This is a genomic window from Mesorhizobium sp. M5C.F.Cr.IN.023.01.1.1 (assembly GCF_003997585.1).
GTDB lineage: Bacteria > Pseudomonadota > Alphaproteobacteria > Rhizobiales > Rhizobiaceae > Mesorhizobium > Mesorhizobium wenxiniae.
Window position 1 is genome coordinate 1 of record NZ_RZSU01000041.1, and the last position, 26,778, is coordinate 26,778.

Annotated in this window: 23 protein-coding genes; 11 read left to right on the plus strand and 12 right to left on the minus strand. The window is 61.8% G+C overall.

The genetic code is table 11. The features are described from left to right. The 8 genes from EOA78_RS17775 to EOA78_RS17810 all read right to left on the minus strand — a co-directional run. On the minus strand, window positions 1-203 hold a 203-nt coding region (locus EOA78_RS17775; protein ID WP_245477562.1), incomplete at its 3' end, for an iron-sulfur cluster biosynthesis family protein. A gap of 110 nt (window positions 204-313) precedes the next feature. Further along, window positions 314-706, minus strand: coding sequence for an SUF system Fe-S cluster assembly protein (locus tag EOA78_RS17780; RefSeq protein WP_127316256.1), 393 nt, complete (start codon window positions 704-706; stop codon window positions 314-316). 5 nt (window positions 707-711) lie between these two features. After that, window positions 712-1,953: a cysteine desulfurase gene (locus EOA78_RS17785; protein WP_127316257.1), complete on the minus strand. Its 1,242-nt coding sequence runs from the start codon at window positions 1,951-1,953 to the stop codon at window positions 712-714. 94 nt (window positions 1,954-2,047) lie between these two features. Then, a complete protein-coding gene (gene sufD / locus EOA78_RS17790) occupies window positions 2,048-3,316 on the minus strand; it encodes a Fe-S cluster assembly protein SufD (RefSeq protein WP_127316258.1) in 1,269 nt (422 codons plus the stop codon). 43 nt (window positions 3,317-3,359) lie between these two features. Further along, the gene (sufC, locus tag EOA78_RS17795; protein WP_127316259.1) at window positions 3,360-4,115 is read right to left on the minus strand and encodes a Fe-S cluster assembly ATPase SufC; all 756 of its coding nucleotides are present in this window, start codon (window positions 4,113-4,115) and stop codon (window positions 3,360-3,362) included. Beyond that, window positions 4,108-4,524: a hypothetical protein gene (locus tag EOA78_RS17800; RefSeq protein ID WP_127316260.1), complete on the minus strand. Its 417-nt coding sequence runs from the start codon at window positions 4,522-4,524 to the stop codon at window positions 4,108-4,110. Before EOA78_RS17800 ends, sufC begins: the two co-directional genes overlap by 8 nt. After that, window positions 4,521-6,038 (minus strand): Fe-S cluster assembly protein SufB, encoded by a 1,518-nt coding sequence (gene sufB / locus EOA78_RS17805; protein WP_127316261.1) that lies wholly within the window; start codon window positions 6,036-6,038, stop codon window positions 4,521-4,523. The genes EOA78_RS17800 and sufB overlap by 4 nt, the downstream gene beginning before the upstream one ends. Window positions 6,039-6,224: 186 nt before the next feature. Continuing rightward, on the minus strand, window positions 6,225-7,403 hold the full coding sequence (locus EOA78_RS17810) for a cysteine desulfurase family protein (RefSeq protein WP_127316262.1): 1,179 nt from the start codon (window positions 7,401-7,403) through the stop codon (window positions 6,225-6,227). 258 nt (window positions 7,404-7,661) lie between these two features. On the opposite strand from EOA78_RS17810, the gene EOA78_RS17815 reads away from it, so the two are divergent. Together EOA78_RS17815 and EOA78_RS17820 are read left to right on the plus strand one after the other, a co-directional pair. Continuing rightward, window positions 7,662-8,336, plus strand: a complete 675-nt coding sequence (locus EOA78_RS17815; RefSeq protein ID WP_127316263.1) for an alpha/beta hydrolase — start codon at window positions 7,662-7,664, stop codon at window positions 8,334-8,336. A 13-nt stretch (window positions 8,337-8,349) separates the two neighbouring features. Further along, window positions 8,350-9,000 (plus strand): FMN-binding negative transcriptional regulator, encoded by a 651-nt coding sequence (locus EOA78_RS17820; protein WP_127316264.1) that lies wholly within the window; start codon window positions 8,350-8,352, stop codon window positions 8,998-9,000. Between the two features lie 114 nt (window positions 9,001-9,114). Here the strand turns inward: EOA78_RS17820 and EOA78_RS17825 are convergent, their stop codons facing one another. Both EOA78_RS17825 and EOA78_RS17830 read right to left on the minus strand, forming a co-directional pair. Continuing rightward, the gene (locus EOA78_RS17825; RefSeq protein WP_127212256.1) at window positions 9,115-9,447 is read right to left on the minus strand and encodes a lipid-A-disaccharide synthase N-terminal domain-containing protein; all 333 of its coding nucleotides are present in this window, start codon (window positions 9,445-9,447) and stop codon (window positions 9,115-9,117) included. Next, entirely contained in the window at window positions 9,440-10,168 is a 729-nt protein-coding gene (locus EOA78_RS17830; RefSeq protein WP_127316265.1) for a glycosyltransferase family 2 protein, read from the minus strand. Before EOA78_RS17830 ends, EOA78_RS17825 begins: the two co-directional genes overlap by 8 nt. A 321-nt stretch (window positions 10,169-10,489) precedes the next feature. Here EOA78_RS17830 and tyrS point away from each other — a divergent pair, with 321 nt between their 5' ends. Both tyrS and EOA78_RS17840 read left to right on the plus strand, forming a co-directional pair. Beyond that, the gene (gene tyrS / locus EOA78_RS17835) at window positions 10,490-11,743 is read left to right on the plus strand and encodes a tyrosine--tRNA ligase (RefSeq protein ID WP_127316266.1); all 1,254 of its coding nucleotides are present in this window, start codon (window positions 10,490-10,492) and stop codon (window positions 11,741-11,743) included. A gap of 830 nt (window positions 11,744-12,573) precedes the next feature. Then, window positions 12,574-14,619 carry a family 16 glycosylhydrolase gene (locus tag EOA78_RS17840; protein ID WP_127316267.1) on the plus strand — a complete coding sequence of 682 codons (2,046 nt, stop codon included), beginning with the start codon at window positions 12,574-12,576 and terminating at the stop codon, window positions 14,617-14,619. Between the two features lie 310 nt (window positions 14,620-14,929). Here the strand turns inward: EOA78_RS17840 and EOA78_RS37085 are convergent, their stop codons facing one another. Further along, window positions 14,930-15,097: a hypothetical protein gene (locus tag EOA78_RS37085; protein WP_245477564.1), complete on the minus strand. Its 168-nt coding sequence runs from the start codon at window positions 15,095-15,097 to the stop codon at window positions 14,930-14,932. Between the two features lie 917 nt (window positions 15,098-16,014). After that, window positions 16,015-19,392 (minus strand): DUF3971 domain-containing protein, encoded by a 3,378-nt coding sequence (locus EOA78_RS17850; protein ID WP_127316268.1) that lies wholly within the window; start codon window positions 19,390-19,392, stop codon window positions 16,015-16,017. A gap of 95 nt (window positions 19,393-19,487) precedes the next feature. On the opposite strand from EOA78_RS17850, the gene EOA78_RS17855 reads away from it, so the two are divergent. From EOA78_RS17855 to EOA78_RS17885, 7 genes are all read left to right on the plus strand, one after another. After that, window positions 19,488-19,955 carry a peroxiredoxin gene (locus EOA78_RS17855; protein ID WP_127316269.1) on the plus strand — a complete coding sequence of 156 codons (468 nt, stop codon included), beginning with the start codon at window positions 19,488-19,490 and terminating at the stop codon, window positions 19,953-19,955. A gap of 182 nt (window positions 19,956-20,137) precedes the next feature. Further along, a complete protein-coding gene (locus tag EOA78_RS17860) occupies window positions 20,138-21,427 on the plus strand; it encodes a M23 family metallopeptidase (protein WP_127316270.1) in 1,290 nt (429 codons plus the stop codon). A 187-nt stretch (window positions 21,428-21,614) separates the two neighbouring features. Further along, window positions 21,615-22,781 (plus strand): ROK family transcriptional regulator, encoded by a 1,167-nt coding sequence (locus EOA78_RS17865; RefSeq protein ID WP_127316271.1) that lies wholly within the window; start codon window positions 21,615-21,617, stop codon window positions 22,779-22,781. After that, complete coding sequence (locus EOA78_RS17870; protein ID WP_127316272.1) at window positions 22,778-23,542, plus strand: ATP-binding cassette domain-containing protein; 765 nt, start codon at window positions 22,778-22,780, stop codon at window positions 23,540-23,542. Before EOA78_RS17865 ends, EOA78_RS17870 begins: the two co-directional genes overlap by 4 nt. Before the next feature lie 39 nt (window positions 23,543-23,581). Beyond that, a complete protein-coding gene (locus tag EOA78_RS17875) occupies window positions 23,582-24,622 on the plus strand; it encodes a sugar ABC transporter substrate-binding protein (protein ID WP_127316273.1) in 1,041 nt (346 codons plus the stop codon). A gap of 138 nt (window positions 24,623-24,760) precedes the next feature. Then, window positions 24,761-25,756 carry an ABC transporter permease gene (locus EOA78_RS17880; protein ID WP_127316274.1) on the plus strand — a complete coding sequence of 332 codons (996 nt, stop codon included), beginning with the start codon at window positions 24,761-24,763 and terminating at the stop codon, window positions 25,754-25,756. Beyond that, window positions 25,753-26,523: an SDR family oxidoreductase gene (locus EOA78_RS17885; protein ID WP_127316275.1), complete on the plus strand. Its 771-nt coding sequence runs from the start codon at window positions 25,753-25,755 to the stop codon at window positions 26,521-26,523. Before EOA78_RS17880 ends, EOA78_RS17885 begins: the two co-directional genes overlap by 4 nt. The last annotated feature ends 255 nt before the right edge of the window (window positions 26,524-26,778 follow it).

Consider the following 26,778-nt stretch of genomic DNA (forward strand, 5'->3'; position numbering starts at 1 on the left):
ACATAAACGTGGGCGCCGTCGCGCTCGATATGGTCATCCTTGGTGTTGGGCTCGGTCACCAGATCGACCGTATATTCCATGCCGGCGCAGCCGCCCTTTTTGATGCCAAGGCGAATGCCATGCGCATTCTCGCGGGTCGCAACGATCTCGCGCACCCGGTCGGCAGCCTTTTCGGTCATCGTGATGACGGCGAAGCGTCCCATCTTTTCTTTCTCCATTGCGTGCAGGTTCAAGGCCTGCCGAATGATTCCTCACCTAAAATGGTGAAATTCTCTGCCTGGCGCAAGTGCGCCAATCTTTGTCACATCCGGTGCTAATACCAGCCCACCGCGACCTGCGCCTCTTCCGACATGCGGTCGGGCGACCAGGGCGGATCGAAGGTCATGGTGACCTCGACGCCGGAAACGCCTTCCACGGCGCCGACGGCATTTTCCACCCAGCCGGGCATTTCGCCGGCCACCGGGCAGCCGGGCGCGGTCAGCGTCATGTCGATCTTGACCGAGCGGTCGTCCTCGATATCGATCTTGTAGATCAGACCAAGCTCGTAGATGTCTGCCGGTATTTCCGGGTCGTAGACCGTTTTCAGCGCCGAGACGATGTCGTCGGTCAGCCGCGACAGCTCGTCGGCGGGAATGGCCGAGGCGGAAACCAGACCGTTGGCAGCCGTTTCCGAAGTGGTCTCAGCGGTGCGGCCTGCATCATCCATGATCGTCACCCGAAGAACTTTCGCGCTTTTTCCAGCGCATCGGCCAAAGCGTCGACTTCGGCCCTGGTATTATACATGCCGAACGACGCCCTGCATGTGGATGTTACGCCGAAGCGTTTCAACAGCGGCTGGGCGCAATGGGTGCCGGCGCGGACGGCAACGCCTTGCCTATCGATCAACATCGACACGTCGTGGGCATGAATGCCCTGCAGCTCGAAGGAAATGATGGCGCCCTTATCAGGTGCGTCGCCGAAGATGCGCAGCGAGTTAATGGCGCGCAGCCGCTCATGGGCATAATTCTTCAGATCGGCCTCGTGGGCGGCAATGCGCTCGCGTCCGATCTTTTCCATATATTCGAGCGCGGCACCGAGCCCGATCGCCTGCACGATCGGCGGCGTGCCGGCCTCGAAACGGTGCGGCGGATCGTTGTAGGTGACGATGTCTTGCGTCACCTCCTCGATCATCTCGCCGCCGCCCATGAATGGGCGCATGCGCTCCAACATGTCCTTCTTGCCGTAGAGCACGCCGATGCCTGAGGGACCGTAGACCTTGTGGCCGGTGAAGACGAAGAAATCGCAGTCGAGATCCTGGACGTCGATCGGCATATGCACGGCGCTTTGGCTGCCATCGACCAGCACCGGAATGTTTCTCGCATGCGCGATGCGGACGATCTCCTTGATCGGCGTCACCGTACCCAGCGCGTTCGACATGTGCGTGATGGCAACCAGTTTTGTGCGGTCGGTCAGCCGCTTCTCGAACTCCTCGATATGGAAGACGCCGAGATCGTCGACCGGTACCCAGACCAGCCTGGCGCCCTGCCGCTCGCGGATGAAATGCCACGGCACGATGTTGGAATGGTGCTCCATGATCGAAAGGACTATTTCGTCGCCCTCGCCGATATTGGGCATGCCGAAGCCGTAGGCGACGGTGTTGATCGCCGCGGTCGTGTTCGAGGTGAAGACGATGTTGTCGGTGCTCGGCGCATTTAGGAAACGGCGTACCGTCTCACGCGCCTTCTCATAGGCGTCGGTCGCGGCATTCGACAGGAAATGCAGCCCGCGATGGACGTTGGCGTATTCTTGGGAATAAGCGTGCTGGATAGCATCGAGCACGGCCTGCGGTTTCTGCGCTGAGGCGCCATTGTCGAGATAGACCAGTGGCTTGCCGTAAACTTCCCGCGACAGGATCGGAAAGTCGCGGCGGACCGCCTCGACGTCGTAGGGAATGTTTTCGACTTTCTGGTCCATTACAACTTCATCGCCTCATTCCGTCCAAGACCCCTCATCCGTCTCGGCGCTACGCGCCGATCCACCTTCTCCCACAAGGGGAGAAGGGAAGGCGCTAGCCGTGCGTCGCGAACCAGCCGTCGAGCCGCGCTTCCAGCGCCTCGACAATAGCCTCGTCGTCCAGTTCCTCGATGACTTCGGCGACGAACGCCTTCACCAACAGGCCGCGGGCCGACTTTTCGTCTATGCCGCGCGCCATCAGGTAGAACAGATGGCTATGGTCGATCTCGGTGACGGTCGCGCCATGGCCGCAGACGACGTCGTCGGCGAAGATTTCGAGCTCAGGCTTGGTGGAGAACTCGCCGTCATCCGACAGAAGCAGCGTGTTGCAGGCCATCTTGGCGTTGGTCTTCTGCGCGTATTGGTGGACGTTGATGCGCCCCTGGAAGACGCCGCGCGCTCTTCCCGTCACCACGTTGCGGATCACTTCCGTCGAAGCCGTGTGCGGCACGGCATGGTCGAGCACCATGGTCACGTCCGTATGCGTTTCACCGGCAAGCAGGTTGATGCCGCGCAGCGTGAAATCGGCGCCTTCGCCTGTCGTCTTGACCACGACCTCCTGGCGCACCAGTCTGCCGCCGGCATTCATTACGAACAGCGTCAGTTTGGAATCCTTGCCGAGATGCGCTTTGAACTGGGCAAGATGCGTGGCCGTATCCGGCTGCTCCTGCACGATCAGCCACGTCACGTCGGCGCCCTCGTCAAGCAGAAGCTGGCTGACCGAGCTGACCAGTGCGGCGCCCTCGCCCGCCTGGCGCTCGACGATAACAGCCTTGGCGCCGGCGCCGACGCGGACGGCCAGGCGAACATGCGTCTGGCCGCCGGCCTGCAGGTTCTGCAGTTCGATCGGCTTGTCCAGTTCGGTGCGGTCGGCGATGTCGACGAAATAACCGTCGGCGACGAAAGCGGTGTTCAGCGCGCCGATCGCATCGTCGGCGCCATAGAGGTCGAGCCCAGGTGCTGCGCTGCCGTCGGTCAGCTTCTCCGACAGGCGCTGCACCGCAACGCCATCAACCGTCGGCAGCTTCGTGCTCGAGACGCCGTTCAGCACTGGCAGAACGGCAGAGCCTTCGACGATCGGTGCGATCGCCTTGGCGGCGGCCGCGGGATCGAAGTCCGGCACCGAAGCCAGCAGGCGGCGCAGGTCGGTGTAGTGCCAGGATTCGATGCGCCGCGTCGGCAGGCCGCTCTTGATCGCCTCGATGGCGTCGTCGCGCTTCAGCATCACCGTGCCGTCGCCGGGCAGCAGCGACAGCCGGTCGCTGAAGGCGTCGATCAGCGCCGTTTCGGCGGGCGTTCGCTGGGGTGTCGTGTGTATATTCATCAGTTTCGCCTTGTTTGGCTTGCCTTCCGGGCCTTCTGGCATCTCACGCGGCTTGGCCGATCACGCCGGCATAGCCATTGGCTTCGAGATCTAGCGCCAGCGACTTGTCGCCGGACTTGACCACCTGACCTCTGTAGAGCACGTGCACGCTATCCGGCACGATGTACTGAAGCAGGCGCTGGTAATGGGTGATGATGACGATGGCGCGGTCTGGCGCGCGCAGCGCATTGACGCCTTCCGAGACGATCTTCAGCGCGTCGATATCGAGGCCTGAATCGGTCTCGTCGAGCACGCACAGCTTCGGCTCCAAAAGCTTCATCTGCAATATCTCGGCGCGCTTCTTCTCGCCGCCCGAAAAGCCGACATTGAGCGGCCGCTTCAGCATCGCCATGTCCATATCGAGCAAGGCGGCGGCGTCTTTAACGCGCTTCAGGAATTCCGGGATCTTCAGCGGCTCCTCGCCGCGCGCCTTGCGCTGCTCGTTCATCGCCACTTTCAGGAATTCCATCGTCGCCACACCCGGTATCTCCATCGGATACTGGAATGCGAGAAAAATGCCTGATGTGGCACGCTCGGCCGGATCCATTTCGAGGATCGACTGGCCGTTGTAAAGGATGTCGCCTTCGGTGACCTCATAGTCCTCGCGGCCGGCGAGAATATAGGACAGCGTCGACTTGCCCGAGCCGTTCGGCCCCATGATGGCTGCCACCTCTCCGGCTTGCACCGTCAGGTTCAGGCCGCGGATGATTTCGGTGCCGTCATCGACGATGCGGGCATGCAGGTTTTTGATCTCAAGCATTCTCTTGCTCTATCGTTCCGTTAACTACATATCGCCGGGCTAGGGTAACGGCGACTTCGCTTTCAAGTTCAGGTGCGAAGTCAAATCGCATACTTCCGTCCTCGACGGCGTCGGCGGGATTCGGCCACCTGGTGATTTCAAAAATCTCAGGACCGTAGATTGCGATCATCAGCTCCGTGCCATCATCGCGCCCGACGCTAATTCGATTCCCTTCGACCTCAACATCGGCCAAGACCTTGCTTTCTGAGGCAAAGCTTTGAAGGTAGCTCCCAAGCGACTTCGCCAGTTCTCCGCAAGCCCCTTGATCAAGGCTGTCCCGATAGTCGTCCGGCAGTTCACCTGAGTTCCTGTCAAACTGGAGAACGCGTGCAACTAACGGCGGACCGTCGTCTTCCTCACCGTCAGTCACCCTACGCTCCCCTCAAGGCTAATCCCGATCAGCTTCTGCGCCTCGACGGCGAACTCCATCGGCAGTTGCTGGATCACGTCCTTGACGAAGCCGTTGACGATCAGCGCGATCGCTTCCTCTTCCGGAATGCCGCGCTGCATGACGTAGAACTTCTGGTCCTCGGAGATCTTCGAGGTGGTCGCTTCGTGCTCGAACTGTGCCGTCGCGTTCTTGGCTTCCATGTAGGGCACAGTGTGCGCGCCGCATTGATCGCCGATCAGCAGCGAGTCACAGTTGGTGAAGTTGCGGGCGTTGGTCGCCTTGCGGTGCGCCGAAACCTGTCCGCGATAGGTGTTCTGCGAAAGGCCGGCGGCGATGCCCTTGGAGATGATGCGGCTCGACGTGTTCTTGCCGAGATGAATCATCTTGGTGCCGCTATCGACCTGCTGGTAGCCGTTTGACACGGCGATCGAATAGAACTCGCCGCTGGAATCATCGCCGCGCAGGATGCAGCTCGGATATTTCCAGGTGATGGCCGAGCCGGTCTCGACCTGCGTCCACGATATCTTCGAACGATGGCCACGGCAGTCGCCGCGTTTGGTGACGAAATTGTAGATGCCGCCCTTGCCCTCGGCGTCGCCGGGGTACCAGTTCTGCACCGTCGAATATTTGATTTCGGCATCATCGAGCGCGATCAGCTCGACCACGGCGGCATGCAGTTGGTTCTCGTCGCGCTGCGGCGCCGTGCAGCCTTCGAGATAGGAGACGTAAGCGCCCTCCTCGGCGATGATCAGCGTGCGCTCGAACTGGCCGGTGTTCTTCTCGTTCATGCGGAAATAGGTCGACAGTTCCATCGGGCAGCGCACCCCCTTGGGCACGAAGACGAAGGAGCCGTCGGTGAACACCGCCGAATTCAGCGTGGCGTAGAAATTGTCGGAGGTCGGCACGACCGAACCGAGATATTTCTTCACCAGTTCCGGGTGCTCGCGGATCGCTTCCGAGATCGAACAGAAAATGACACCGGCCTGCGCCAGCTCTTTCTTGAAGGTGGTGACGACGGACACCGAATCGAACACGGCGTCGACGGCGACGCGGCCCGACTTGTAGACATTGCCGCTGGGTTCCTCGAGTTCCGACGCGTCGGTCTTCTGCACGCCGGCGAGGATTTCCTGTTCCTTCAGCGGGATACCGAGCTTTTCGTAGACCCTCAAGAGCTCAGGATCGACGTCGCTCAGCGATGTCGGTCCCGGCGTGCTCTTCGGCGCCGCATAGTAGTAGAGATCCTGGAAATCGATCTTCGGATAGTGGACGCGCGCCCACTTCGGCTCGTCCAGCGTAACCCAGCGCCGATAGGCTTCCAGACGCCATTCCAGCATCCAGGACGGCTCGTCCTTCTTCGCCGAAATGAAGCGGATGATGTCTTCGCTCAGGCCCTTTGGGGCCTTGTCCATCGCGATTTCGGTCTGGAATCCGTATTTATACTGGTCGACGTCGATCTTTCGGACCCGATCGATCGTGTCCTGCACAGCAGGCATATGCGTTCTCCATCCACGCCGGGGTCAAGGCCCGGCAGTTTTCAAACTATGGCACCGCGAAACGAGTGCCCACGGGCAACCAGGGCGGCGTAAGTTCCATATAGTGCGTCCCTGCCGGAAATTCACCCGGCCATCATGAAACGCACGGCTCTACCAGGCCGGAAGGCCTGCATCATTCTGCCGCACTCAGGCAGCTTTTTCCCTGCCCGCCGCTTCCTTACCGGCTTGCCGCGAGGCGATACCTGACAGTGCCATGCGGAACAGCTCGACATCCTCGGCACTCGTTGCGTGGCCGATGGACACGCGCAAAGCGCCAAGGCTGTCACTGTGCCCCATGGCTTTCAGGACATGGCTCGGGCCAACCTTGCCCGACGAACAGGCGGAACCGGCCGACAGCGCCACGCCGGCGAGGTCGAAGGCGATCTGCGCCGTCTCGGCCTTGATACCCGCAATAGCGAAGAATGTCGTATTGGCAAGCCTCGGCGCGCCGGTTCCGAAGATTTCCGCATCCGGCACCAGCGTTTTCACGATGGCCTCGATCTCGTCGCGGAGGCGACCGACCGCATCGATGCTCTTCATCCCGATCAGGGCTTCCCGCGCTGCCGCGCCAAAACCGGCGATCGCGGCCAGATTTTCGGTGCCGCCACGATGAGCCTTTTCCTGGCCGCCGCCGACGATCAAGGGTCTTGGCATCATCAGGTCCGAGGCGGCGATGATGGCGCCAACGCCGTTGGGACCGCCGATCTTGTGCGAAGACAGAATCAGGTAGTCGGCGTAACCCGCTGACATATCGAGCGGAATGCGACCGGCAGCCTGCACGGCGTCGACGATCAGAATGCCACCCGCCGCCTTGACGATTTCGGCGATGCTTTCGACCGGCTGGATGACGCCGGTCTCGTTGTTGGCGGCATGGATCGCCACCAACGGCAGGCCGTCTGCCTTGTCATGACGTCCAAGTGCCGCCGTCAACGCGTCCAGCCTGACAATGCCGTCGGTGTCGACGCCGATGCGTGTCACCTGGGCTGCCGGAAAGCGCCCGCCATTCAGCACACAAGGATGATCGGCTTCGCACACATAGAGCCGGCTCATGCGGATAGTGCCGCGCCCCATCTGCCAATCCGGCGTCAGCAGCGTCGAGGCGGCTTCCGTCGCACCGGAGGTGAACACGACATGCTCGGCGCTGGCGTTGACCAGCGTCGCCACATCGCGCCTTGCATTCTCGATCAGCCGCCGTGCGGCGCGACCCTCGGCATGGACCGATGACGGGTTGGCGGCAGTATCGAGCGCGGCAATCATAGCCGTGCGCGCCGCGGCAAGCAGCGGCGCACTGGCATTGTAGTCGAGATAGGCGCGTCTTCCGGCCATTTTCGTTTCGATCGGTCCCTTCAAGAGCCATTCCGCGAGGATAGCGCGTTATTTCCTTGAAATTGCAAGGCAAGCCGTCCTATTTACGCGACTTGCGGCGCGGATGGCCAAACCATGACGTTTTGGCCACCCAGTTTTGAACAATTCTAAACTAGCTTCTAGAAAGACGCTCGCCCTGCGTCAAGGCCTGGGAAGACTGGGGGCCAGAGGAAGAGTTGTTCCGGGCGCCGCGCATTCATATGCCATGTGGAGTATTTTATGCCTGAGGTCATTTTCGCCGGTCCGGCCGGCCGCCTGGAGGGTCGCTACCAGCCTTCCAAGGAAAAGAGCGCGCCGATTGCCATCATCCTGCACCCGCACCCCCAGTTCGGCGGCACGATGAACAACAAGATCGTCTACGACCTCTTCTACATGTTCCAGAAGCGGGATTTCACCACGCTTCGCTTCAATTTCCGCGGCATCGGCCGCAGCCAGGGCGAATTCGACCACGGCACCGGCGAATTGTCGGATGCGGCCGCGGCACTTGACTGGGTGCAGTCGCTGCATCCTGATTCCAAGAGCTGCTGGGTCGCCGGCTATTCGTTCGGCTCCTGGATCGGCATGCAGCTTCTGATGCGCCGGCCGGAGATCGAAGGCTTCATCTCGATCGCGCCGCAGCCCAACACCTATGATTTCTCGTTCCTGGCGCCCTGCCCGTCGTCCGGCCTCATCATCCATGGCGACGCCGACAAGGTCGCGCCGCCAAAGGACGTGCAGGGGTTGGTCGACAAATTGCACACACAAAAGGGCATCACCATCACCCAGAAGACCTTGCCCGGGGCCAACCATTTCTTCTCCAATGACGCGGACCTCCTGCTCCAGGAATGCGCGGACTATCTCGATCGCCGGCTGGCCGGCGAGTTGTCCGACCCGCGGCCGAAACGGTTGAGATAGGCGGCGAACAGCGATGTACCAGCCCCCGCATTTCCAGGAAACGCGACAGGACGTCCTGCACGGGCTGATCCGGGCGCATCCGCTTGGCCTGCTGATTTCAAATGGAGTCGAGGGACCGGTCGCAAACGCGATTCCGTTCCTGCTCGACGCCGAAGTGCCACCGAACGGCAGGCTGCGCGCCCACCTGGCGAGAGCCAATCCGCAATGGCGCCTGCTGGCCGACAGCACGGCAGCGCCCGTGCTGGTCGTCTTCCAGGGTACCGATGCCTATGTGACGCCGTCCTGGTACGAGACCAAGCGCGAAACCGGGAAGGTCGTGCCGACCTGGAACTACGCCATTGTCCAGGTGCGCGGTGCAGTTAGAGTGATCGAGGACCAGGACTGGCTGGCCCAGCAGATTTCCGATCTGACGATATCACAGGAAGCCGCTCGCGAAGCACCTTGGGCGGTGACCGACGCACCAGCCAGCTTCATCCAGTCGCAGATCAAGGGCATTGTCGGGCTGGAAATCGAGATCACGGACATGCAAGGCAAGTGGAAGGTCAGCCAGAACCGGCCCATAGCCGACCGTAGCGGTGTCGCCGAGGGACTCGAGAGCGAGGGCTCGAACTCGCCCGACATGGTCCGGCTTGTACGATCCTACGGCGGACTGGACGACAGGTAGCACCGAGCTTGTGCAAGGTCGCAGCCCGGGGAATCCCAGGGATTTGCTGCGGCCAGGAAGGCATCGGTGTCGACCTTACCGGCTTGCGCCACGTCGCGCTGAGAGGCAGGTCGCTCAATCGACCTTCGTCATCGCCGCCTTGCGCTCGTTGGCGATCAGCCACAGGTTGCGGATGTAGATGAACAGGCCCAGGGCCTGGCCGGCGATGAACACCGGATCCTGCCGCTGGATGGCGTAGATCAGCAGCAGGCTGCCGCCGAACAGCGAAAAGAACCAGAAAGCGATCGGCACGACGCTGCGCTTGGCTTTTTCCGATGCGACCCACTGCACGACAAAGCGCATGCTGAAAAAGAACTGGGCGACAAAGCCGAGCAGGATCCACGTATCGAACTGCTTGACGAAGACGTCGTGAAGCCAGGTCGCCAGTTCTTGAAGCACGTTAGGCACGCCGGATTTCCTCTGTTTTTGGCATTCTGCGGCGCCGGCGGCGCAGCCACCAGACACCGGCGAGATCAAGCACCCCTTGCAGGCCACGATCGAAAATTCCGTAATTGGACCTGCCGTGACGGCGAGAGCGGTCGACGACGTCGCAATGCACGACGCGATACCCCTCCTGGATGACGAGGGCCGGGACAAAGCGGTGCGTGCCATCGAAGAACGGCAATTTCCTGAGGATGTCGGTATGGATCGCCTTCAGGCCGCAGCCCGTGTCGCGCGTCTCGTCATGCAGGACGGCCTTTCTCAGCCAGTTGGCAAAACGGGACGCCAGTTGCTTGATCTTGCTGTCACGACGCTTCAGGCGCTGCCCTTGCGCAACACCGAAACCGGAACCGGCCTGCCGCAGCGCATCGACCAGCACCGGAATGTATTTGGGATCGTTCTGGCCGTCGCCGTCGATCGTGGCGACGATATCGCCGCGGGCCGCCCATGCGCCCGAACGCACAGAGAAAGACTGGCCGGCGGATTGCTCATGCCGGAGGTGGCGAAGCGGAAACGGGCGAAGCACTGCCTGGGCGGCTAGCACCGAGCTGGTCTCGTCGGTCGAACCATCATTGACGACGATCACCTCGAAGTCGCGCCCGGCCATCGCCGCCCCGATCTCATCAAGCAGAAGCGGCAGGTTCGCCGCCTCGTTCCGGCAAGGAATGACGATGGATATCTCCGGCATTTCGCGTCGGGCTCTGTCACAGGGTATTGGCATTCGATTCGATGCCGTGTGGTGCCGTTCCAGCGGGTCAGGTGCGGCAAGAACCCGCTGGCGCGGCGCCTCATTACGCCAGCCCAAACGATGAAGCAAGGATGCAGCCGGAAGGCGAGCTTGCGCCGTTTCACGACCCCGTGATTGCGTGCGCACCGAACCGGTCATGTAAAACGCGACCGGACGCAAAACCGGATTCCCCTTTTGCTGACCGCGCTTGGATGCTAAACGCCCGCGTTCACGCATACCACGCCCGATCCGCTTCGGTTGGGCGCTTTCGGGAAAGAAAAAATGTCCGCCTTCAAATCCGATTTCCTGCGCATTATGAGCGAGCGCGGTTTCATCCACCAGATTTCGGATGATGCCGGCCTCGACCAGCTTTTCGCCAAGGAAACGGTGACCGCCTATGTCGGTTACGACGCCACGGCGACCAGCCTGCATATCGGCAATCTGATTTCCGCGACCATGCTTTACTGGCTGCAGGAGACCGGCCACCGGCCGATCGCGCTGATGGGCGGCGGCACCTCGATGATCGGCGATCCGTCCTTCCGCGACGACCAGCGCAAGCTTTTGACGCCTGAGGCCATCGCCACCAACATCGACGGCATCAAGCGCATCTTCGGCCGCATCCTGCGTTTCGGCGACGGTCCAAACGACGCGATCATGGTCAACAATGCCGACTGGCTGATGAAGCTCAACTATGTCGAATTCCTGCGCGATGTCGGCCGGCATTTTTCGGTCAACCGCATGCTGACCTTCGACAGCGTCAAGCTGAGGCTCGAGCGCGAACAATCGCTGTCGTTCCTCGAATTCAACTATATGATCCTGCAGGGCTACGATTTCGTCGAGCTCAGCCGGCGATATGGCTGCCGCCTGCAGATGGGCGGATCGGACCAGTGGGGCAATATTATCAACGGTGTCGATCTCGGACACCGCATGGGTACGCCGCAGCTTTATGCCCTGACCACACCGCTGCTGACGACGTCGTCAGGCGCCAAGATGGGCAAATCGGCCAAGGGCGCGGTCTGGCTGAACGGCGATCTCTACTCGCCCTATGATTTCTGGCAGTACTGGCGCAACACCGAGGACGCCGACGTCACGCGCTTCCTGAAAATTTTCACCCGCCTGCCGCTCACCGAGATCGCGCGGCTCGCCGCGCTCGGCGGCTCCGAGATCAACGAGGCCAAGAAGGTCCTGGCCACGGAAACGACGGCCATCGTGCACGGCCGCGAGGCAGCCGAAGAAGCCGAGGAAACCGCGCGCAAGACGTTCGAAGAAGGCGCGCTGGCCGAAACGCTGCCGACCGTCGAGGTCGGCAAGGCCGATCTGGAAAGCGGCGTCGGCATATTGTCGCTGTTCGTGACCGCCGGGCTTGCCGCGTCCAACGGCGAGGCGCGGCGACACATCCAGGGCGGCGCCGTGCGGCTGAACGACCAGTCGGTATCAGACGACCGTCGGGTGGTGACGCTTCAGGATCTCGGCCCGGAACAAGTCCTAAAACTGTCGCTCGGCAAGAAAAAGCACGTTCTGGTGCGGCCGGCCTGACCAGAGCCTGACTTTCCTGATAGAACCCGGATGGCCGGTTTCATTTTTGCGGCGCTGACCTTCGGTTCGGGATCATGGCCCCCGTAAGACTTGATCAACCAGCTGCCGAGATTGGCCGAGACGGGTGGGATATTGCCATCGTCTCATCGGAACGAGCAGGTAACGCCAGAAGCGTACAATCGAGTGCGATTTATGTGATGACCGCAATGGGCCGAAGCAGACCGGCAGCTTCTGGCGTCCAAAAAGCGGTAGCGGACAGTCAGCTCGGTGGGACCGATGTCTCTGGCTGACCCCTAATGGTCAGTCCGGAGGCGAGATTGCAGGTCCGAATCGAAAACGGACGTTCGGCCATCCTATCTGCGCCGACCGTCGCGCCACCCCGCTGGCGAGACGCCGTGAGCCTCTTGAAACCCCGACTGAAGGCCGCCTCCGCCGGCCTACAACGTAAGCCTACGGTGAAGGCCGCCTTGTCGCCTCAGGTTGAACATCGCAAGTCCGGGGAATAATTCTGGGAGGAGTCGTATGACGATTGCGCGCGTGGAAGTGATCACTCGGTGCAGCGCCGGCGGCGCTGGTCGCGGGCGGTAGAAGGAGCGGCTGATTGCGGCGACGTTCGAGCCCGGGGTCACGGTATCGGAGGATTCGCAGTATCGTGTGCCGGCTACGTCAACCGATTTGCGACTTCTCCCAAATTTCTCGAAGCGTTGGGGATAACCGCACTGACCCCATTTGCGGCGGAATCGGTGTCCATTACCTTTCCGTTAACAATGGACGATTAGATCTTGGTGGGGGGTCAACCGCGAAATGTTGCGAGAACGAGGAGCCCATCAATGGCTGCGATTGATCTTCCTGGCGATTGGACCGGACAGTACAAAGGATCGGAGCTGAACCTCTCGGGGTTCAAGCTCTCCTTTTCTGACGAGTTCAACACGCTTGATGTCGTGCCGAACAACGGCACCGGCAAGTGGTTCTCGCCTGTGCATGCCCCCTATGGGGCCGCCACGTTCATGTCGCCGGTGGGGGCAACGAATCCGTTCTCCGTCTCTGACGGGAAGCTGACCATTACCATGAAGCAGGTGGACGGCGTCTGGCAGTCGGGAACGATGCAAACGGTTAACAGCGCCGGCCAGGGTTTCGCGCAAGAGTACGGGTACTTCGAGATGCGCGCAGCCTTTCACGGCGGGGCGGGAGCCTGGCCGGCTTTCTGGATGCTGTCGCCCGATCAGACTGTGCCACGCGTCGAGGTCGACATCGTTGAAGCGTATGGGGGCGATCCAGATGGTCATCACCAGGCGGTGCACTTGAGCAATAAGGAAAGCCACGCTTGGGAAAGCAACTATACGGGCCTTGCCGGTTCGATGTTCGACGGGGCGTTTCACACCTACGGCGCGAGGATCACGACGGACTGGATCACCGTGTACTATGACGGCAAGGAGCTGAGCCGCTTTCCAATGAGCGACTTTTTCCGCACGCCGCTCTATATGGTGGTCTCGCTTGCCATGAATCCCCTTGAGGTCGAGCGGGCGTCCGGCACGTACAAGATGGTCGTCGACTACGTGCGCGCCTATGCCGCGCCGGACGTGATGGAGCAGCACCTGACCGGGACGGATGCGGCGGATATCCTGAGCGGCGGCAATTTTGATGACGTTCTGGACGGCGGGGGTGGTGCTGACAAAATGTCCGGCGGTTTGGGCAACGATACCTACCGCGTCGACAACGCATTCGACGTAGTCATCGAGGCTGACGGCGCCGGCATCGATGTGGTCATCACCTCGATGACGTATTCGCTGTCCGGCCAGCAAATAGAGCAGCTCACACTCACCGGCGTTGCCGACATCGACGCGATGGGTAACGAACTCGACAACACGCTGGTCGGCAACGCTGGCAGCAACTTGCTCGACGGCGGGGTCGGAATCGACAAGATGGAGGGCGGCGCAGGCAACGATACCTACTATGTCGACAATGCGCTCGACCGCGTGGTCGAGGGCGATGCGGCGGGCAACGATTGGGTGTTCAGCTCGAGCACCTATTCACTGCCACGCTATGTCGAAAATCTGACTCTCATCGGCCTTGGCGCTATCAATGGTCGCGGCAATTCTTCTGACAATGAGCTGACCGGGAACAATGGGAACAACACGCTGGACGGCCTTGCCGGCAACGACACCATAAGGGGCGGGGCGGGTAGCGACCGGTTAGCGGGCTATGATGGCGCCGACCTTCTCGATGGCGGGACCGGGGCCGACCTGTTGAATGGCGGTGCCGGCAACGATACCTATTATGTGGACAATGTACTGGACAACGTCATCGACGAAGCGGGCCTCGACCAAATTTTCAGTTTGGTCACGTACTCACTGGCGGCCGATCGCAGACTGATAGAAAATCTGCGTCTGACCGGAAACGCCAACGTCGGAGCCACGGGAAATTCCCTCGACAACGTGCTCGACGGCAACGACAGCGACAACAAACTGGACGGCGGCCGAGGCAATGATTCCGTGCTTGGGCGGGGTGGCAACGATGCACTAACGGGCGGCCTGGGTATTGACCGGCTTACTGGTGGCGCCGGCAACGATTCCTTCGTTTTCAGCGCGCCGCTCTCAGTGGCCAACCGCGACATCATCACGGATTTCAACCATACGGCCGATACATTCAGGCTCCAGAATTCGGTAATGCAGGCGCTTGGAGCCACCGGAGCCCTCGAGCCAAGGTACTTCTTCGCTGGAACTAGCGCGCACGACGCCGACGACCACATCATCTATGACAAGGTTACGGGTGCGTTGTTTTACGATTCCAACGGAAACGTCGCAGGCGGCGTGACACAGCTCGCGACGCTGACGAACAGGCCGACGCTGCTGGCCGACGACTTTTTCGTCATCTGATCCGGCGCCTACAGCGGTGCGCGCGCACCGCTGTAACTTCTTGTTGCGCATCGCTTTCGAAAAACCGGCGACCTCTTTTTCGAGCGATGCTCTAAATTAGTTCTACTGCGTCATAAACTGTGTTGGATGTCTTTGGCAGAAGGGATATCGTGTGATGTTATCCTACAACGTCGCTCCGACCGATCCAGTGCCCGTTCGTGACAGCTAGCGAGAACAGCGCCCATAAGCACCGGCAAGGCCGCTGGTGGCCTTGTCCCGTGGTGGGCGAAGGAGTGCCGAACGCCTGATTTCAGGCGTTCGCGATCGACTTTTAGCGCGCCAGCCGCTCTGCGATCAGCTCCGCGCACTGGCGATCGTCGTTTCCGTCCAGGATGGCCAAATCCGCCGGATCGGCGCGCAGATAGACACCGGACGTCCGCGCCTTCACGCCCTCGGGCCAATCCGAACGGGCCGTAAAATACCCGGCGGCGCGATCCACAGGCCCTCAATGCGGTGCGACGCGGCCCACGCTCTCGATCGCCTTTCGAAGCTTCTGGTTGATGGTCCTCATCTCGGCAGCGTTTGTCGCTTCGCCGTATCGTACGCACGTCAATCCGAGGAGATCGGTCGGAAGCTTCGAACGCTCGCATGCAGTATGGAGGTTCGGCGCAAGCCGAGAACGCTGCTGAAAGGCCGACCGCGAAGTCCACTTCACGCGCAAGATCGAGGAGACGGGTCAGCGGGGTCGTGCCCGAATTGAAGGATGTCGTCCAGGGATCGACATGCGCGACGTCTTCGAGGCCGCGCGTCAGCGCCTGCACCAGCTTCATCTGCGCTCCCGACGAGCCAAGGAAATGCGGGGCTTGTACATATCCCTCGCTACAGCAGGTCGTACCACCGGGTCCCCGCTGCCTGAATGCGCAATACACGCACGGAAACGATCCCCGCCCGCGGCGGAATCTATAGGGACTTGTGGAGAGCAGCCACCGAGAGAACTGCACTTGCGTGCGCGTTCAGCGTTAGGCTGTCGCGACCTGAAATGACCTGCCGAGGTGGAAGGAGCTCCGACGGCTCGCAAGGGCTAGTCCCGATTTGAATCGCCGAGGATCTTTGCAGCTACCCGCCGCACACAGAGCTTATGCCCGCACCATTGAAGGTCCGGCTACAGCAGACAAAGCGGCCCTAAGTTCCGTGTTGAGGGAGGTCCGCCTATGGCGCAACCGCGACCTCCAGCGTGGTCCCCGGCAAGGTCTGCTTTCAGGCGGTGGCGAAGCTGACCTCAACGGCCGATATAGGCGCAAAGCGGCCATTTACGCCCGGGCTGACGTGAATCGCCTTTTGATCAGGGGCGTGAATTCGGCCGGGCGAACGAGCGGCCGCTTAAGATCAATACTCGGTCGCTCGAAGTAATTGGGTTTACCGATACTCGAAAATCGACCTGAAAATTCCGGGCGCGATCACCGACAGCGGATTGACGTCCAGTTTCGGCTTGTTTGCATCGCCCCTGAGCCGGTAAGTCACGCCGATCAGGCCGCGATCGCGGCCATTGCCGAGCAGCGCGCCAAACAGCGGCAGTTCGCCGAAGATACGGTTGAGGCCATAGACCGGCATGAAGGTGCCGGTCATGTCCATATTGTTGTTCTGGTCGTAGAGCGTGCCCTGGAAGGTGGTGCCGATACGCGGGCCGCGCAGCACGCCATTAGCCAGCTTCAGATAGCCGGCGCCCTTTTCGATCTCGGAAAAGCCGCGCTCGAACTTCACTCTCGACGTGTCGATATTGGCTTTGACAGCTTCGTTGAGGCTGCGGCTGTCGCCCGCCGGCGTCGTCGATACGAGCGAGGCGAGTTTCGGCTCGTTGACCACGAAGAAGTCGTGCGAGTCGACCTGGCCCTTCATCGGCCCATCGCTTGCCCCGGCGAGCGCCAGCGTGATCGAACCGCCCTCCATATGCTCGTAGATGTTGAGGAACCGCAGGATGGCGCCGGCATCGGCCGACGTCACGTTGAGGGCGCGCCTGCCCGCGCCGGTCGTATTGCTGATGCTTATGGCAGCACCCGAACTTGCCGTGGCGCTCACCTTGAGCCCGTTCACCCTGGAACCGGCGGCGCTGTAGTCGAGCTTCAGGTTCGACAGTCTCTCGTTGTGGAAACCGGTCAGGGAATTGACATCGGCGCTCACCGAAATCGCGTCGGAACCCGTGGCCTTGGTGGCGGTGTCGACATCGGACGTGAATTGCTTGATCAGCGAGCGCGCGTCCAGCGCGTTCCCGGCGATGTCGATTGCATAGCCCTTGCCCGATCGTTTCACCGACACGGCAACGTCGTCTCCCCGGTTCAACGTGACCTTGCTGAACCGCGCCGAGGACAGCGCGCCTTTGACCAGCACCACGCCGCCGTCGATTGAAAAAGTCTTTCCATTCAGGTCGAAGTCGGACAGCGTCGTGGTGTCGCCGGACTTGGCCATGGCAAATGTGACATTGGCTGGAATGCCGGGCCCCTTGCTCCAGCCTGCCCAGGGAATATCCAGCCTGGCATTAGTCAGATCCGCCGAAACGGTCTGGTTGCCCGTGCCGCTCTTGTCGATCGCAACCTTGATGGTTCCGGAAAGCAGCGCCGACAGGCCAGGCATGGCGGCTGCACGCATCTTGTCGTCGAGCACCAGCGCCACTTTCCGGCTGCGTGGTGGTCCGCCATCCCTGAGCGGCTCGATCAGGTCGAGTTCGGCCGGAATGCCGTTGAGCAGCGCCTTGGCGGCGATCACGGCCTTCTCGGGTTCGACGGTGATCGAACCGTCGGCGTCGGTTACGGTCTGATCCTCGAACGGCTTGCTCAACGACAGGTCTTTGTAATCGAGTGCCACCAGCCAATCGAGTTTCGAGCTGTCGACGCCGGCCTGCAGCGGAATGTCCGCCTTGACATGGCCGGTCACCGTGCCGGACAGTTCGTCCGGCAGCAGGCCGACGTGGCGCATGGCATCAATCGGCTCGTAGGAGGCGAGCTCGGCGATTGCGGACGCCTCCCCGGCGACGTCGATATCGAGCGCGCCGATCACCGGCGGGCGGTTCGCCGCCTTGACCTTCAACGTGCCGTTGCTTGCCGCCACCGTGCGGCCGCTGGCCATATAAACGTTGCCCGAGGACAAAGCGACGTCGACGTCATTGCCGTGGAATTCGACAACACCGACGGCATCGCGTATCGGCGGAATGTGACCGGCCGTATCGAAGCGCGATCCTTCGATCTGGAAACGGCCGAACACTTCATCTGATGAAAGCGGTATCCCGTTGCCCAGGCGCCCGGGCACGACCTGGAACTGCAGGCTCGCGTCGACGACGCGGCCGCCGAACAGGTTCTCCAGCACCCACAGGCGAGCATTTCGCGCGGAAAACCAGGGCCACAACTGCTTGACATGCGAGACCGGCATGTCGTGGACGTTGAAGGCGACAGATATGCCTGGCACCTTTCCCTCGACGAACTCGACCGAAGCCGTGCCCAGCGCCTCGCTGGCGGCTCCGGACCTGATCCCGATCTGCTCGGCCACGAGCTTGCGGCTCCTGGTCTGGTAGACGCCGGCGATGCGGGCGATGAAATCGAGCGCAGGTTCGGACGATTCCGAAGGCGCCAGCGTCGAGCCGTCGCTGGTCAGGTCGTAGCGATAGGACGGCTCCTCGCCCACTGTTCCAGTCGCCGGCTTCGGCCCGATCGAACCGGCGAAATCGAATGTCGAGCGACCGGTCCTCACTTGCAGCCGGTCCACCTGGATCTTGTTGGCGCCGGCGACAAGCGTCGCAGCGAGATCGACGTCGGCTGGAAGCATCCCACGCGGGCCGAGATCGAGCACGGAACCGGCGAACGACAACGAGGCCGTCAGCCGCGACGCATTTTCGCCGGATCCTTCCGATCCCGCCAGCTTCAAGGCAATTGCGCCCAGCGTCCCACCTGCCGCAGCCTCGTTAACCTCCGCTATATCGACGCTGGCATCCAACGCCGTCACGCGCCGCGTCGTCGTATCGCGGGTCGCTGAGGCGGCGATGGTGAGTGCCCTGCCGTCGACCTCCGCGTCGGATGAAAACTCCATGCCGCCCGGCCCCGACTGCCCAACGGTGGCATCTGTGATCCTGACCAGTTTGACCGACCCGGACTCGGGCAGAACGAGGTCGATATTGCGGAGGTCGATCCGGCGCATCGAATCCTCGCGCACCGCATCGAGCGCGTGGTTGATGCTGGCAAAGACCGTGCCGGCCAGTCTTTCCGGGTCGATGAGGCCGTCGTCATTGCGCAGCGCCGCCGTCCAGTCGCCACCCGACGGCAGCGCCGCCATAACGATGCGCGCATCGGAAATCCTGGCGCTGGTAAGCCGCACCTCGCCCGAAAGCAGCGGTATCAGCCTTATGCCGAAGCGGACACGCCCAGCATCGGCCATCGGTTTGCCGTCGGCGGTCTGGAGGCTGACGTCGCTGACCTGCAGCGCGATGAAGCTCGATCCGTCGAGCGTGAGACGGGCCGGTCCGACCGCAACATCGACATCGACGCCGGCCAATTTCTCGATGGCCGTTTCCGCTTCTGCCCGCAGCCGCTCGGCGCCGAAACCGGACATGCCGATCGCATACACAGCGGCGGTGGCCAGCAGCACAAGCACCACAAGGCCGGCAAACAGCCGCGCAAGAATACGAACGCCGCGGCCGATCGACGCCTGGCCGAGCGGCGGTACGCGGCACGCGGACGGGAAGGCACCCAGGTCGGTGATCTCATCACGCCTGAATCTGATCTTCTCGTGCTGCGGCTGCTCCTGATCCACACAATTTTCCGTTGAACGAACTCGACCGTGGACGAATCCCGGTGCGACAATATATCGATGAGGCGTCGCGCGTAACCTCAAACAAGGGCATCGATATGGCTGATCTCGACCTCGGCGACCTTGCGCCGCAGTTCGACCTTCCCCGCGACGGCGGCGGCTCCCTCAGCCTCGCGTCTTTGGTGGGAAAGCCGGTCGTGCTTTACTTCTATCCGCAAGACGACACCACAGGCTGTACCAATGAGGCGATCGGCTTTTCGCAGTTGAAGCCGGAGTTCGAAAAGCTCGGCGCCGCCGTCATCGGCCTGTCGCCGGACAGCGTGCGAAAACACGACAAATTCAAATCAAAATACGATCTGACCGTCGACCTCGTCGCCGACGAGGAGCGCAAGGTGATCGAAGCCTATCATCTGTGGGGCGAGAAGAAGCTCTATGGCCGCCGCTATATGGGCGTAGAGCGCGCAACATTCCTGATCGGCAGCGACGGACGGATTGCGAAAATATGGCGGAACGTACGAGTCAAAGGCCATGCCGCGGCGGTGCTGGAGGCCGTCCGCGCGCTCTGATAGCGACGTTGGCTGTGGGCTGAGAGGCCCATGTGAGGCAGCGCTGAAGTCTGCGCCTCATGCCCTCATGGCAATCCAGCTGCAACCCATGGGCTGCAAGGAGCTGGGCGCCAGCAACCGACCGTTAACCTTAATGATGTGTAATCAGGCTTGTCGTTGGTATCGTACGAAAGCGTGGTCCCGTGAACGTAGCCAGTCAGTCAACGGTCTTCGGCAGGCGCAAGGAGCCCCACACGGTCATTATCGCCCGGGGCAACAAGATCAGGCATTTCACCATACGTCCATGGGTTGCCGCATTTTGCGGCTCCGCGCTGGCGGCGATGGCCATAGGCTACCTGCTGGCGACCTCCTATCTCGTGCTGCGCGACGACCTGATCGGCGCGACCACGGCACGGCAGGCGCGCATGCAGCAGGCCTATGAGGACCGCATCTCCGCACTGCGCGCCCAGGTCGACCGGATCACCAGCCGTCAGCTTCTCGACCAGCAGCTCATGGAAACCAAAGTTGGCGAACTGCTGGAACGACAGACCCAGCTCAGCCTGCGCCATGGCCGCCTCGGCCCGCTCCTCGAGCGCGGCGAGAGCGAAGTCGGAACGCCACCTGCCGCAGGCACTGCTGCGTCCGCAAAGCCGGAAAAACGCGCCGACGTAACCGACGCCCAGCCGCAGTCCTATTCGGTTGCCAGAGTCGGCGCCAACCTTGGCGCCGGCGATACCAGGCCGTTCTCCCTGTGGTCGACCCGCTCCGATCCGCTGCCGAGCGATACGGCGGCCGATCGTGCCGACAAGCTGTTCGTATCGATCAACGAGTCGCTCAAGGCCATAGAGAGCCAGCAGCTCACCCGCATCACCACGCTTGCCGACAACGCCTACAGAAACGCCGATGCAATCTCTCAGGCGCTCGAGGCCGCTGGCCTGCCGGTCGACAGCGATTTCGGCAAGAGCGACACCGGCGGTCCGCTGATACCACTCGACAGTTCGATGACCTTCGACAGCAAGGTAAGGGAACTGGACGAGGCGCTGGACGCGCTCGATCGTCTGAAGACGGAGGCGCGACGGCTGCCGCTCGCCAATCCCGCCCCCGGTCGCTCGGTCACCAGCCCGTTCGGCGTGCGCACCGACCCGCTCCTCGGCACCGCCGCGCTGCATTCGGGGATGGATTTCAGGGCCCCGACCGGAATGCCTGCCAAGGTCACGGCGCCCGGCGTCGTCGTCAAGGCCGGCTGGAACGGCGGCTATGGCCGCATGGTCGAGGTCGACCATGGCAACGGCTTTGCGACGCGCTATGGGCATCTCAGCAAAATCAACGTGACCGTCGGCCAGAGACTAAATGCCGGCGACGTCATCGGTAAGACCGGCAGCAGCGGCCGCTCGACCGGCCCGCATCTGCATTACGAGATCCGCCACAATGGCGAAGCCATCGACCCGCTGCGCTTCCTAAGGATCGGCAAGAAGGTCGCGCAGTATCTCTGAAGTCCGCATCTTCTTGATTAAGACAGATCTGGCCGTTTTCCACCTGATAGCGGCCTCTGCTCTGCTCCGTGTCGCTGGTGAACCCGGGACCGACGCATCAAGCGCGGAAGTCATTTATTATTTTTGAATTCCATTTGACTGAATAAATATTCGGTGCGAACCTCAACGTCTCCTAGGGACGCGAGAAATGGCACTGCGGGGGACCAATCAGGAATTCGGGCGGCCTTACAACAGGCGCATCGTCCTCGAATCCATCCGCCTTCACGGTCCGATCGCCCGCGGCGACATTGCCCGGCGGGTCGGGCTAACCGTGCAAACGGTATCGACCATCGTTCGCGAGCTGGAAGAACACGGCTACGTTCTGTCCATGCGCGAAGAGCCGCGGGGGCGCGGGCTGCCTCCGGCGACCCTGCGGATCAACCCGGAGGGCGGCTATGCCGTCGGCATCCATGTCACCCCGCTGGGTATCAATGCGGCGCTGATCAACTTGAGCGGCGACGTGATCGAGAGCACCTATCGCGAGGCCTCCAACGCAACGCCCGACCATGCCTTCGAACTGATCGGCGCGATGGTGCTTGAATTGACCCGACTGCGGCCTGGCGGTCGCGTTCTCGGCATCGGCATGGCGCTGCCCGGCCCTTTCGGCGTGGAGTCGATGAGCTTTATCGGCCCGACGACGATGACCGGCTGGAAGGACGTGGCGCTTCGAGAACGGCTGGAGGCATCGACCGGGCTGCCCGCGTTTTTTGAGACCGACATGGCGGCCGCGGCAATGGGTGAGCGCCTGTATGGCCTCGGGACGGGATATTCCGAATACTACTATCTCTATTTTGGTGTCGGTCTTGGCGGCGTCATGGTTCATGACGGAAGCGCGCTGCGCGGCGCCTGGGGAAATGCCGGCGAAATCGGACACATTCCTGTCGTGCCGGGTGGCGAGCCGTGCCCCTGCGGCAATCGCGGCTGCCTCGAAAGATACCTCTCGCTCGAGGCGCTGCGGCGCCGGAACATCAGCGGCGCCGATTGGGTTGATGAAGTCGGGCCGATCTTCCGCAACGCCATCACCATCATCGAGAACCTGTTCGATCCCGAAACCATCATCCTCGGCGGACTGGCGTCCACCGATTTACTTGAACGGCTGGCCGGTTCGGTTGCGAACCTTCCCAACTCGATCTCGGCGCGAAAGGACCGCACGGCGCCGCGTGTCACCGTCGCACGCGGCGGCCAGCAGGCGGTGTTGCGCGGTGCCGCAGCGCTTGCCGTCTCAGGGGTGCTTTCGCCGCGCTTCGGCCAGATATTCACCGCCGAGCGCGAACGCGGGCGTGATATCCTGCAAGGCAAGGGGATCGCGGCATGAGTGAACCTCTGCTGGTGCTCGACAACGTCGCCAAGAACTATGGCGCGATCGAAGCGCTCAAGGGCATCAGCTTCTCGATCGGCAAGGGCGAGGTGGTAGCGCTTTTGGGCGACAATGGCGCCGGCAAATCGACACTGGTCAAGATCATCGCCGGAGGCCTGGAGCCGACCTCCGGTCGCATGCTGTTCGAGGGCAAGGAATTCCTCGCCAAATCTCCCGCCGAGGCCAAGGCCGCCGGGATCGAGACCGTCTACCAGGACCTCTCGCTTTGCACCAATGTCGACGTGGTGGCCAATTTCTTCATGGGCCGCGAGATCACCAGGAAATTTCTTGGCGTTCCCCTGCTCGACGAACCCGCCATGGAGCAGGTGGTCGAAAAGGCGCTGGCCAGCGCCGGCACGCGCATCCCTTCGCTCAGAACCAATGTCGAGCACCTCTCAGGCGGCCAGCGGCAGGCCATCGAGCTCAACCGATTCGTGCATTTTGGCGGCAAGCTCGTGCTTCTCGACGAGCCGTTCGCGGCACTTGGTGTCGAGCAGACACGGCGCGGTCTCGACATGATCCGCCAGGTGGCCAGCCAAGGTATCGGCGTCGTCATCATCACCCATATCATGCAACAGGCCTTCCAGGTCGCCGACCGGATCGTGGTGATCCGGCAAGGTGTCGTGGCAGGCGATGTCGCGCGCAACAAAACAAGTCCCGACGCGGTGATCAACATGATCACCGGAGAGACGCTTGCCGGTGCCGGACCGGCAGGCTGAGGGGCAAATGAGGGGTCCGGCGCAAGAGGAGCGAACGACATGAAGAAAATACTTCTTTCCGTCTTCGGTATCCTGGCACTGGCCTTTGCCACGCTCACGCCGGCATTCGCCCAGTCCAAGGGCACCGTCTACTATCTGGTGCCGACATTACTCGACGAATTCCAGACCGGCTCGGTGAGCGCTCTGGAGATGTTCCTGAAGCAGGTCGGCTACGAGATGAAGACGCTGAACGCCGACAACAAGACCGACGCTCAGCAATCGCAAATGAACGACGTTATCGCGCTCAAGCCGTCGGCGATCATTCTTGCCGCCGTCGATTTCAATGCGCTGAAGCCGTCCATTGAGGCCGCCCGCGCCGCCGGTATCCCGGTTGTCGAATTCGATCGCCAGATCACCTCGACACCGTCCGACTTCACATCGGTGGCGGGAACGGTCGAGATCGGCCAGATTGCCGCCGATCAGGCCGAGAAGCTCTTGAAGGCGAAGCACGGATCGGTGAAAGGCAAGATCCTCCAGGTGCTCGGCGATCCTGGCGACCCCTACACGCTCGACATCCAGAAGGGTTTCGAGGAGAAAATGAAGGCGTTCCCGGACGTCAAGATCATCTCGGTTCCGGCCATGCAATGGGAAGCCAGCAATGCCGGCACCATCGTTGCCGACCAGATGCTCGCCAACCCGGATATCGACCTGATCTTCAGCCACGCCGCGCATCTCTCGGTCGCTGCCGTCGCCTCGCTCGAGGCCGCGGGCAAGAAACCGGGCGACGTTATGCTGATGAGCTCGAATGGCGCGCCGGTCGGCCTTGACCTGATCCGCAAGGGCTGGCTCAACGTCGAAGTCGAGCAGCCGCTCTACGCTCAGGCCGCCGCCGTAGCCATGTTTATGGACAAGGTCGTCAACAAACAGGAGATCAAGCCGGGCGAGTACGACGTGCTCGGCCTGAAGTCGACTCTGACCAAGGAAGCCTGGGGGCCGAACATCAAGATCCCCGGCGCTGCGATCACCAAGGAAAATGTCGATAACCCGGCCTTCTGGGGCAATATGAAGCCGCCTACGGACACGGTGAAGCCGGTCGAATAGCAAAGTCGCCTAGGGCTTCGGGCCACGCTGGCCCGGAGCTCAACCGGCGCGTTCGAACGGACGCGCAAGGGAAGCTGCAGCAAATTTCAATCCGCGCATGATCCTTTCCGAGAATCGATGCGCTAGACGGATCAGCACATGAATCCCCGCACCCGCCGCACCCTCGAGTTCGTCCTCGACAACCTCGTCTGGTTCATGCTGGTCTTCGTGCTGGTGGTCTTCTCCATTTCCATTCCGAACTATTTCCAGCTCGGCATCTTCGCCAACATCATCGAGGCGTCGAGCGTGCTTGGCGTCATGTCGATCGGCCTGGCGCTGGTCATCATCACCGGACATATGGACCTGTCGGTCGAATCCGTGGCGGCGCTCGGCGCCATGGCGGTCGGTATCCTGTTCTGCTCGGCGGGCATCGGCCTTGGCGTCCAATTGCAGCCGGAATGGCTGATGGTTCCGGTTTCGCTGCTGCTTGCCCTATTTGTCGGCGGCATCATTGGGTCCATCAACGGCTATTTGGTCGTGAAGGTGAAGATGAGCGCCTTCATCATCACGCTCGCGTCCTATATCTGGGTGCGCGGCCTCGTGCTGGTCATTTCCGGCGGCCGCTCTGCGCAAGACCTTGCGCCGGCGATCCGCTGGTTCGGCATTCAGCGCCTCCTTGGCCTGCCCCTCACCGCCTGGATCGCCATTTCGTGTTTCGTAGTCTTCTCGCTAATCATGGCCAAGACACCCTTCGGAAGGCATCTCGTCATGATCGGCGGCAACGAGACTGCAACCTTCCGAGCCGGCATCCGCGTCAACCGCAACCTGGTTGTTGCGTTTGTTCTCGCTGGCGCCATCGCCGGCGTTGCCGGCTGGCTGCTGGCGATCCGCACCTCGGGCGCCACCGCCAATCTCGGCGTCGGCCTGCTGTTCAACGCGTTCGCCGCCGTCGTCATCGGCGGTGTCAGCCTGAAGGGCGGTGTCGGCACCCTGCCCGGCGTCTATGCCGGCGTGCTTTTGCTGTCGGCCATCAACACTGCGATCAACCTCATGGCCCTTCCGGCCAACTTCACCCAGGTGATCCACGGCCTGCTCGTGCTTGCCGCCGTGCTGCTCGACGCTTTCAAGCAAACCATTCGCCAGAGGCTGGCATGACCGGGCGTCTCAAAGACAAGGTCGCGCTGATCGTCGGCAGTGCGCGCGGCATCGGTAAGGGCATCGCACAGCGGTTTGCCGAAGAGGGCGCGAAGCTGGTCCTGGCCGATACCGAGGTCGAGGCCGGGCAAGCGGCCGCGGACGAGTTCGGCGCTGTCTTCATCCGCACCGACATCTCGCAGCTGGCCGATGCGGAGGCCGCCGTTGCGCTGGCGCTCGACCATCACGGCCGTCTCGACATCATGGTCCAGAATGCCGGCATCTATCCCTGGCAGTTGCTGGAGAACACCAGTCCGGAGGACTGGGACCGCGTCATGGCGGTCAATTTGCGCGGCACCTTCAATGCCGCCCGTGCCGCACTCGTTCCGATGAAGGCGCAGCACTTTGGCCGCATGCTGTTCACCTCCTCCATCACCGGCCCGCACGTCACCAGCCCTGGTCACGGCCACTATTCGGCGACCAAAGCCGGCATCAACGGCCTAATCCGTTCGGCCGCTCTCGAATTCTCGGGCTATGGCATCACCGTCAACGGCGTCGAGCCCGGCAATATCCTCACCGAAGCAATCCAGCTCCATCGCGGCGCCGCCTATATAAAGAACATGGAGGACTCCATACCGCTCGGCCGCCTCGGCAGCCCGCGCGACGTGGCCAATGCTTTCCTGTTCCTGGCCTCGGACGACGCCAGCTACATCACCGGCACGACCATAATCGTCGACGGCGGGCAGCTGCTGCCCGAAGGCAAGGATTTCCGGCTCCTTCCGCCATGATCCTCGATTTCGGCGCCGGTTTTTTCCTGCACCGGGCAACAGCGGCAGATCATCCAGCACTTGCCACGGTTCGTCTCAAGAACGGCGACGCGGGCAAGGATCGTAGCCAAGCGACTTGGCTTCGCGCCGGAAGTTGCGGGCTGAGGCCTCGCCAGCCGTGCCGCGGCGCCGAGGAAACAAGGCGTGAGTCGCGTCGATAAAAGTCGATTCGCTACCAATACTTTAACATCGGTTTACCCGAAGTTGGTAACAGCA

What these genes read in the sequence shown, in the direction of transcription:
- EOA78_RS17780 (WP_127316256.1), bottom strand. Translation starts at nt 706, where the DNA reads ATGGATGATGCAGGCCGCACCGCTGAGACCACTTCGGAAACGGCTGCC.
- EOA78_RS17785 (WP_127316257.1), bottom strand. Translation starts at nt 1,953, where the DNA reads ATGGACCAGAAAGTCGAAAACATTCCCTACGACGTCGAGGCGGTCCGC.
- sufD (WP_127316258.1), bottom strand. Translation starts at nt 3,316, where the DNA reads ATGAATATACACACGACACCCCAGCGAACGCCCGCCGAAACGGCGCTG.
- sufC (WP_127316259.1), bottom strand. Translation starts at nt 4,115, where the DNA reads ATGCTTGAGATCAAAAACCTGCATGCCCGCATCGTCGATGACGGCACC.
- sufB (WP_127316261.1), bottom strand. Translation starts at nt 6,038, where the DNA reads ATGCCTGCTGTGCAGGACACGATCGATCGGGTCCGAAAGATCGACGTC.
- EOA78_RS17810 (WP_127316262.1), bottom strand. Translation starts at nt 7,403, where the DNA reads ATGGCCGGAAGACGCGCCTATCTCGACTACAATGCCAGTGCGCCGCTG.
- EOA78_RS17815 (WP_127316263.1), top strand. Translation starts at nt 7,662, where the DNA reads ATGCCTGAGGTCATTTTCGCCGGTCCGGCCGGCCGCCTGGAGGGTCGC.
- EOA78_RS17820 (WP_127316264.1), top strand. Translation starts at nt 8,350, where the DNA reads ATGTACCAGCCCCCGCATTTCCAGGAAACGCGACAGGACGTCCTGCAC.
- EOA78_RS17830 (WP_127316265.1), bottom strand. Translation starts at nt 10,168, where the DNA reads ATGCCGGAGATATCCATCGTCATTCCTTGCCGGAACGAGGCGGCGAAC.
- tyrS (WP_127316266.1), top strand. Translation starts at nt 10,490, where the DNA reads ATGTCCGCCTTCAAATCCGATTTCCTGCGCATTATGAGCGAGCGCGGT.
- EOA78_RS17840 (WP_127316267.1), top strand. Translation starts at nt 12,574, where the DNA reads ATGGCTGCGATTGATCTTCCTGGCGATTGGACCGGACAGTACAAAGGA.
- EOA78_RS17855 (WP_127316269.1), top strand. Translation starts at nt 19,488, where the DNA reads ATGGCTGATCTCGACCTCGGCGACCTTGCGCCGCAGTTCGACCTTCCC.
- EOA78_RS17865 (WP_127316271.1), top strand. Translation starts at nt 21,615, where the DNA reads ATGGCACTGCGGGGGACCAATCAGGAATTCGGGCGGCCTTACAACAGG.
- EOA78_RS17870 (WP_127316272.1), top strand. Translation starts at nt 22,778, where the DNA reads ATGAGTGAACCTCTGCTGGTGCTCGACAACGTCGCCAAGAACTATGGC.
- EOA78_RS17875 (WP_127316273.1), top strand. Translation starts at nt 23,582, where the DNA reads ATGAAGAAAATACTTCTTTCCGTCTTCGGTATCCTGGCACTGGCCTTT.
- EOA78_RS17880 (WP_127316274.1), top strand. Translation starts at nt 24,761, where the DNA reads ATGAATCCCCGCACCCGCCGCACCCTCGAGTTCGTCCTCGACAACCTC.
- EOA78_RS17885 (WP_127316275.1), top strand. Translation starts at nt 25,753, where the DNA reads ATGACCGGGCGTCTCAAAGACAAGGTCGCGCTGATCGTCGGCAGTGCG.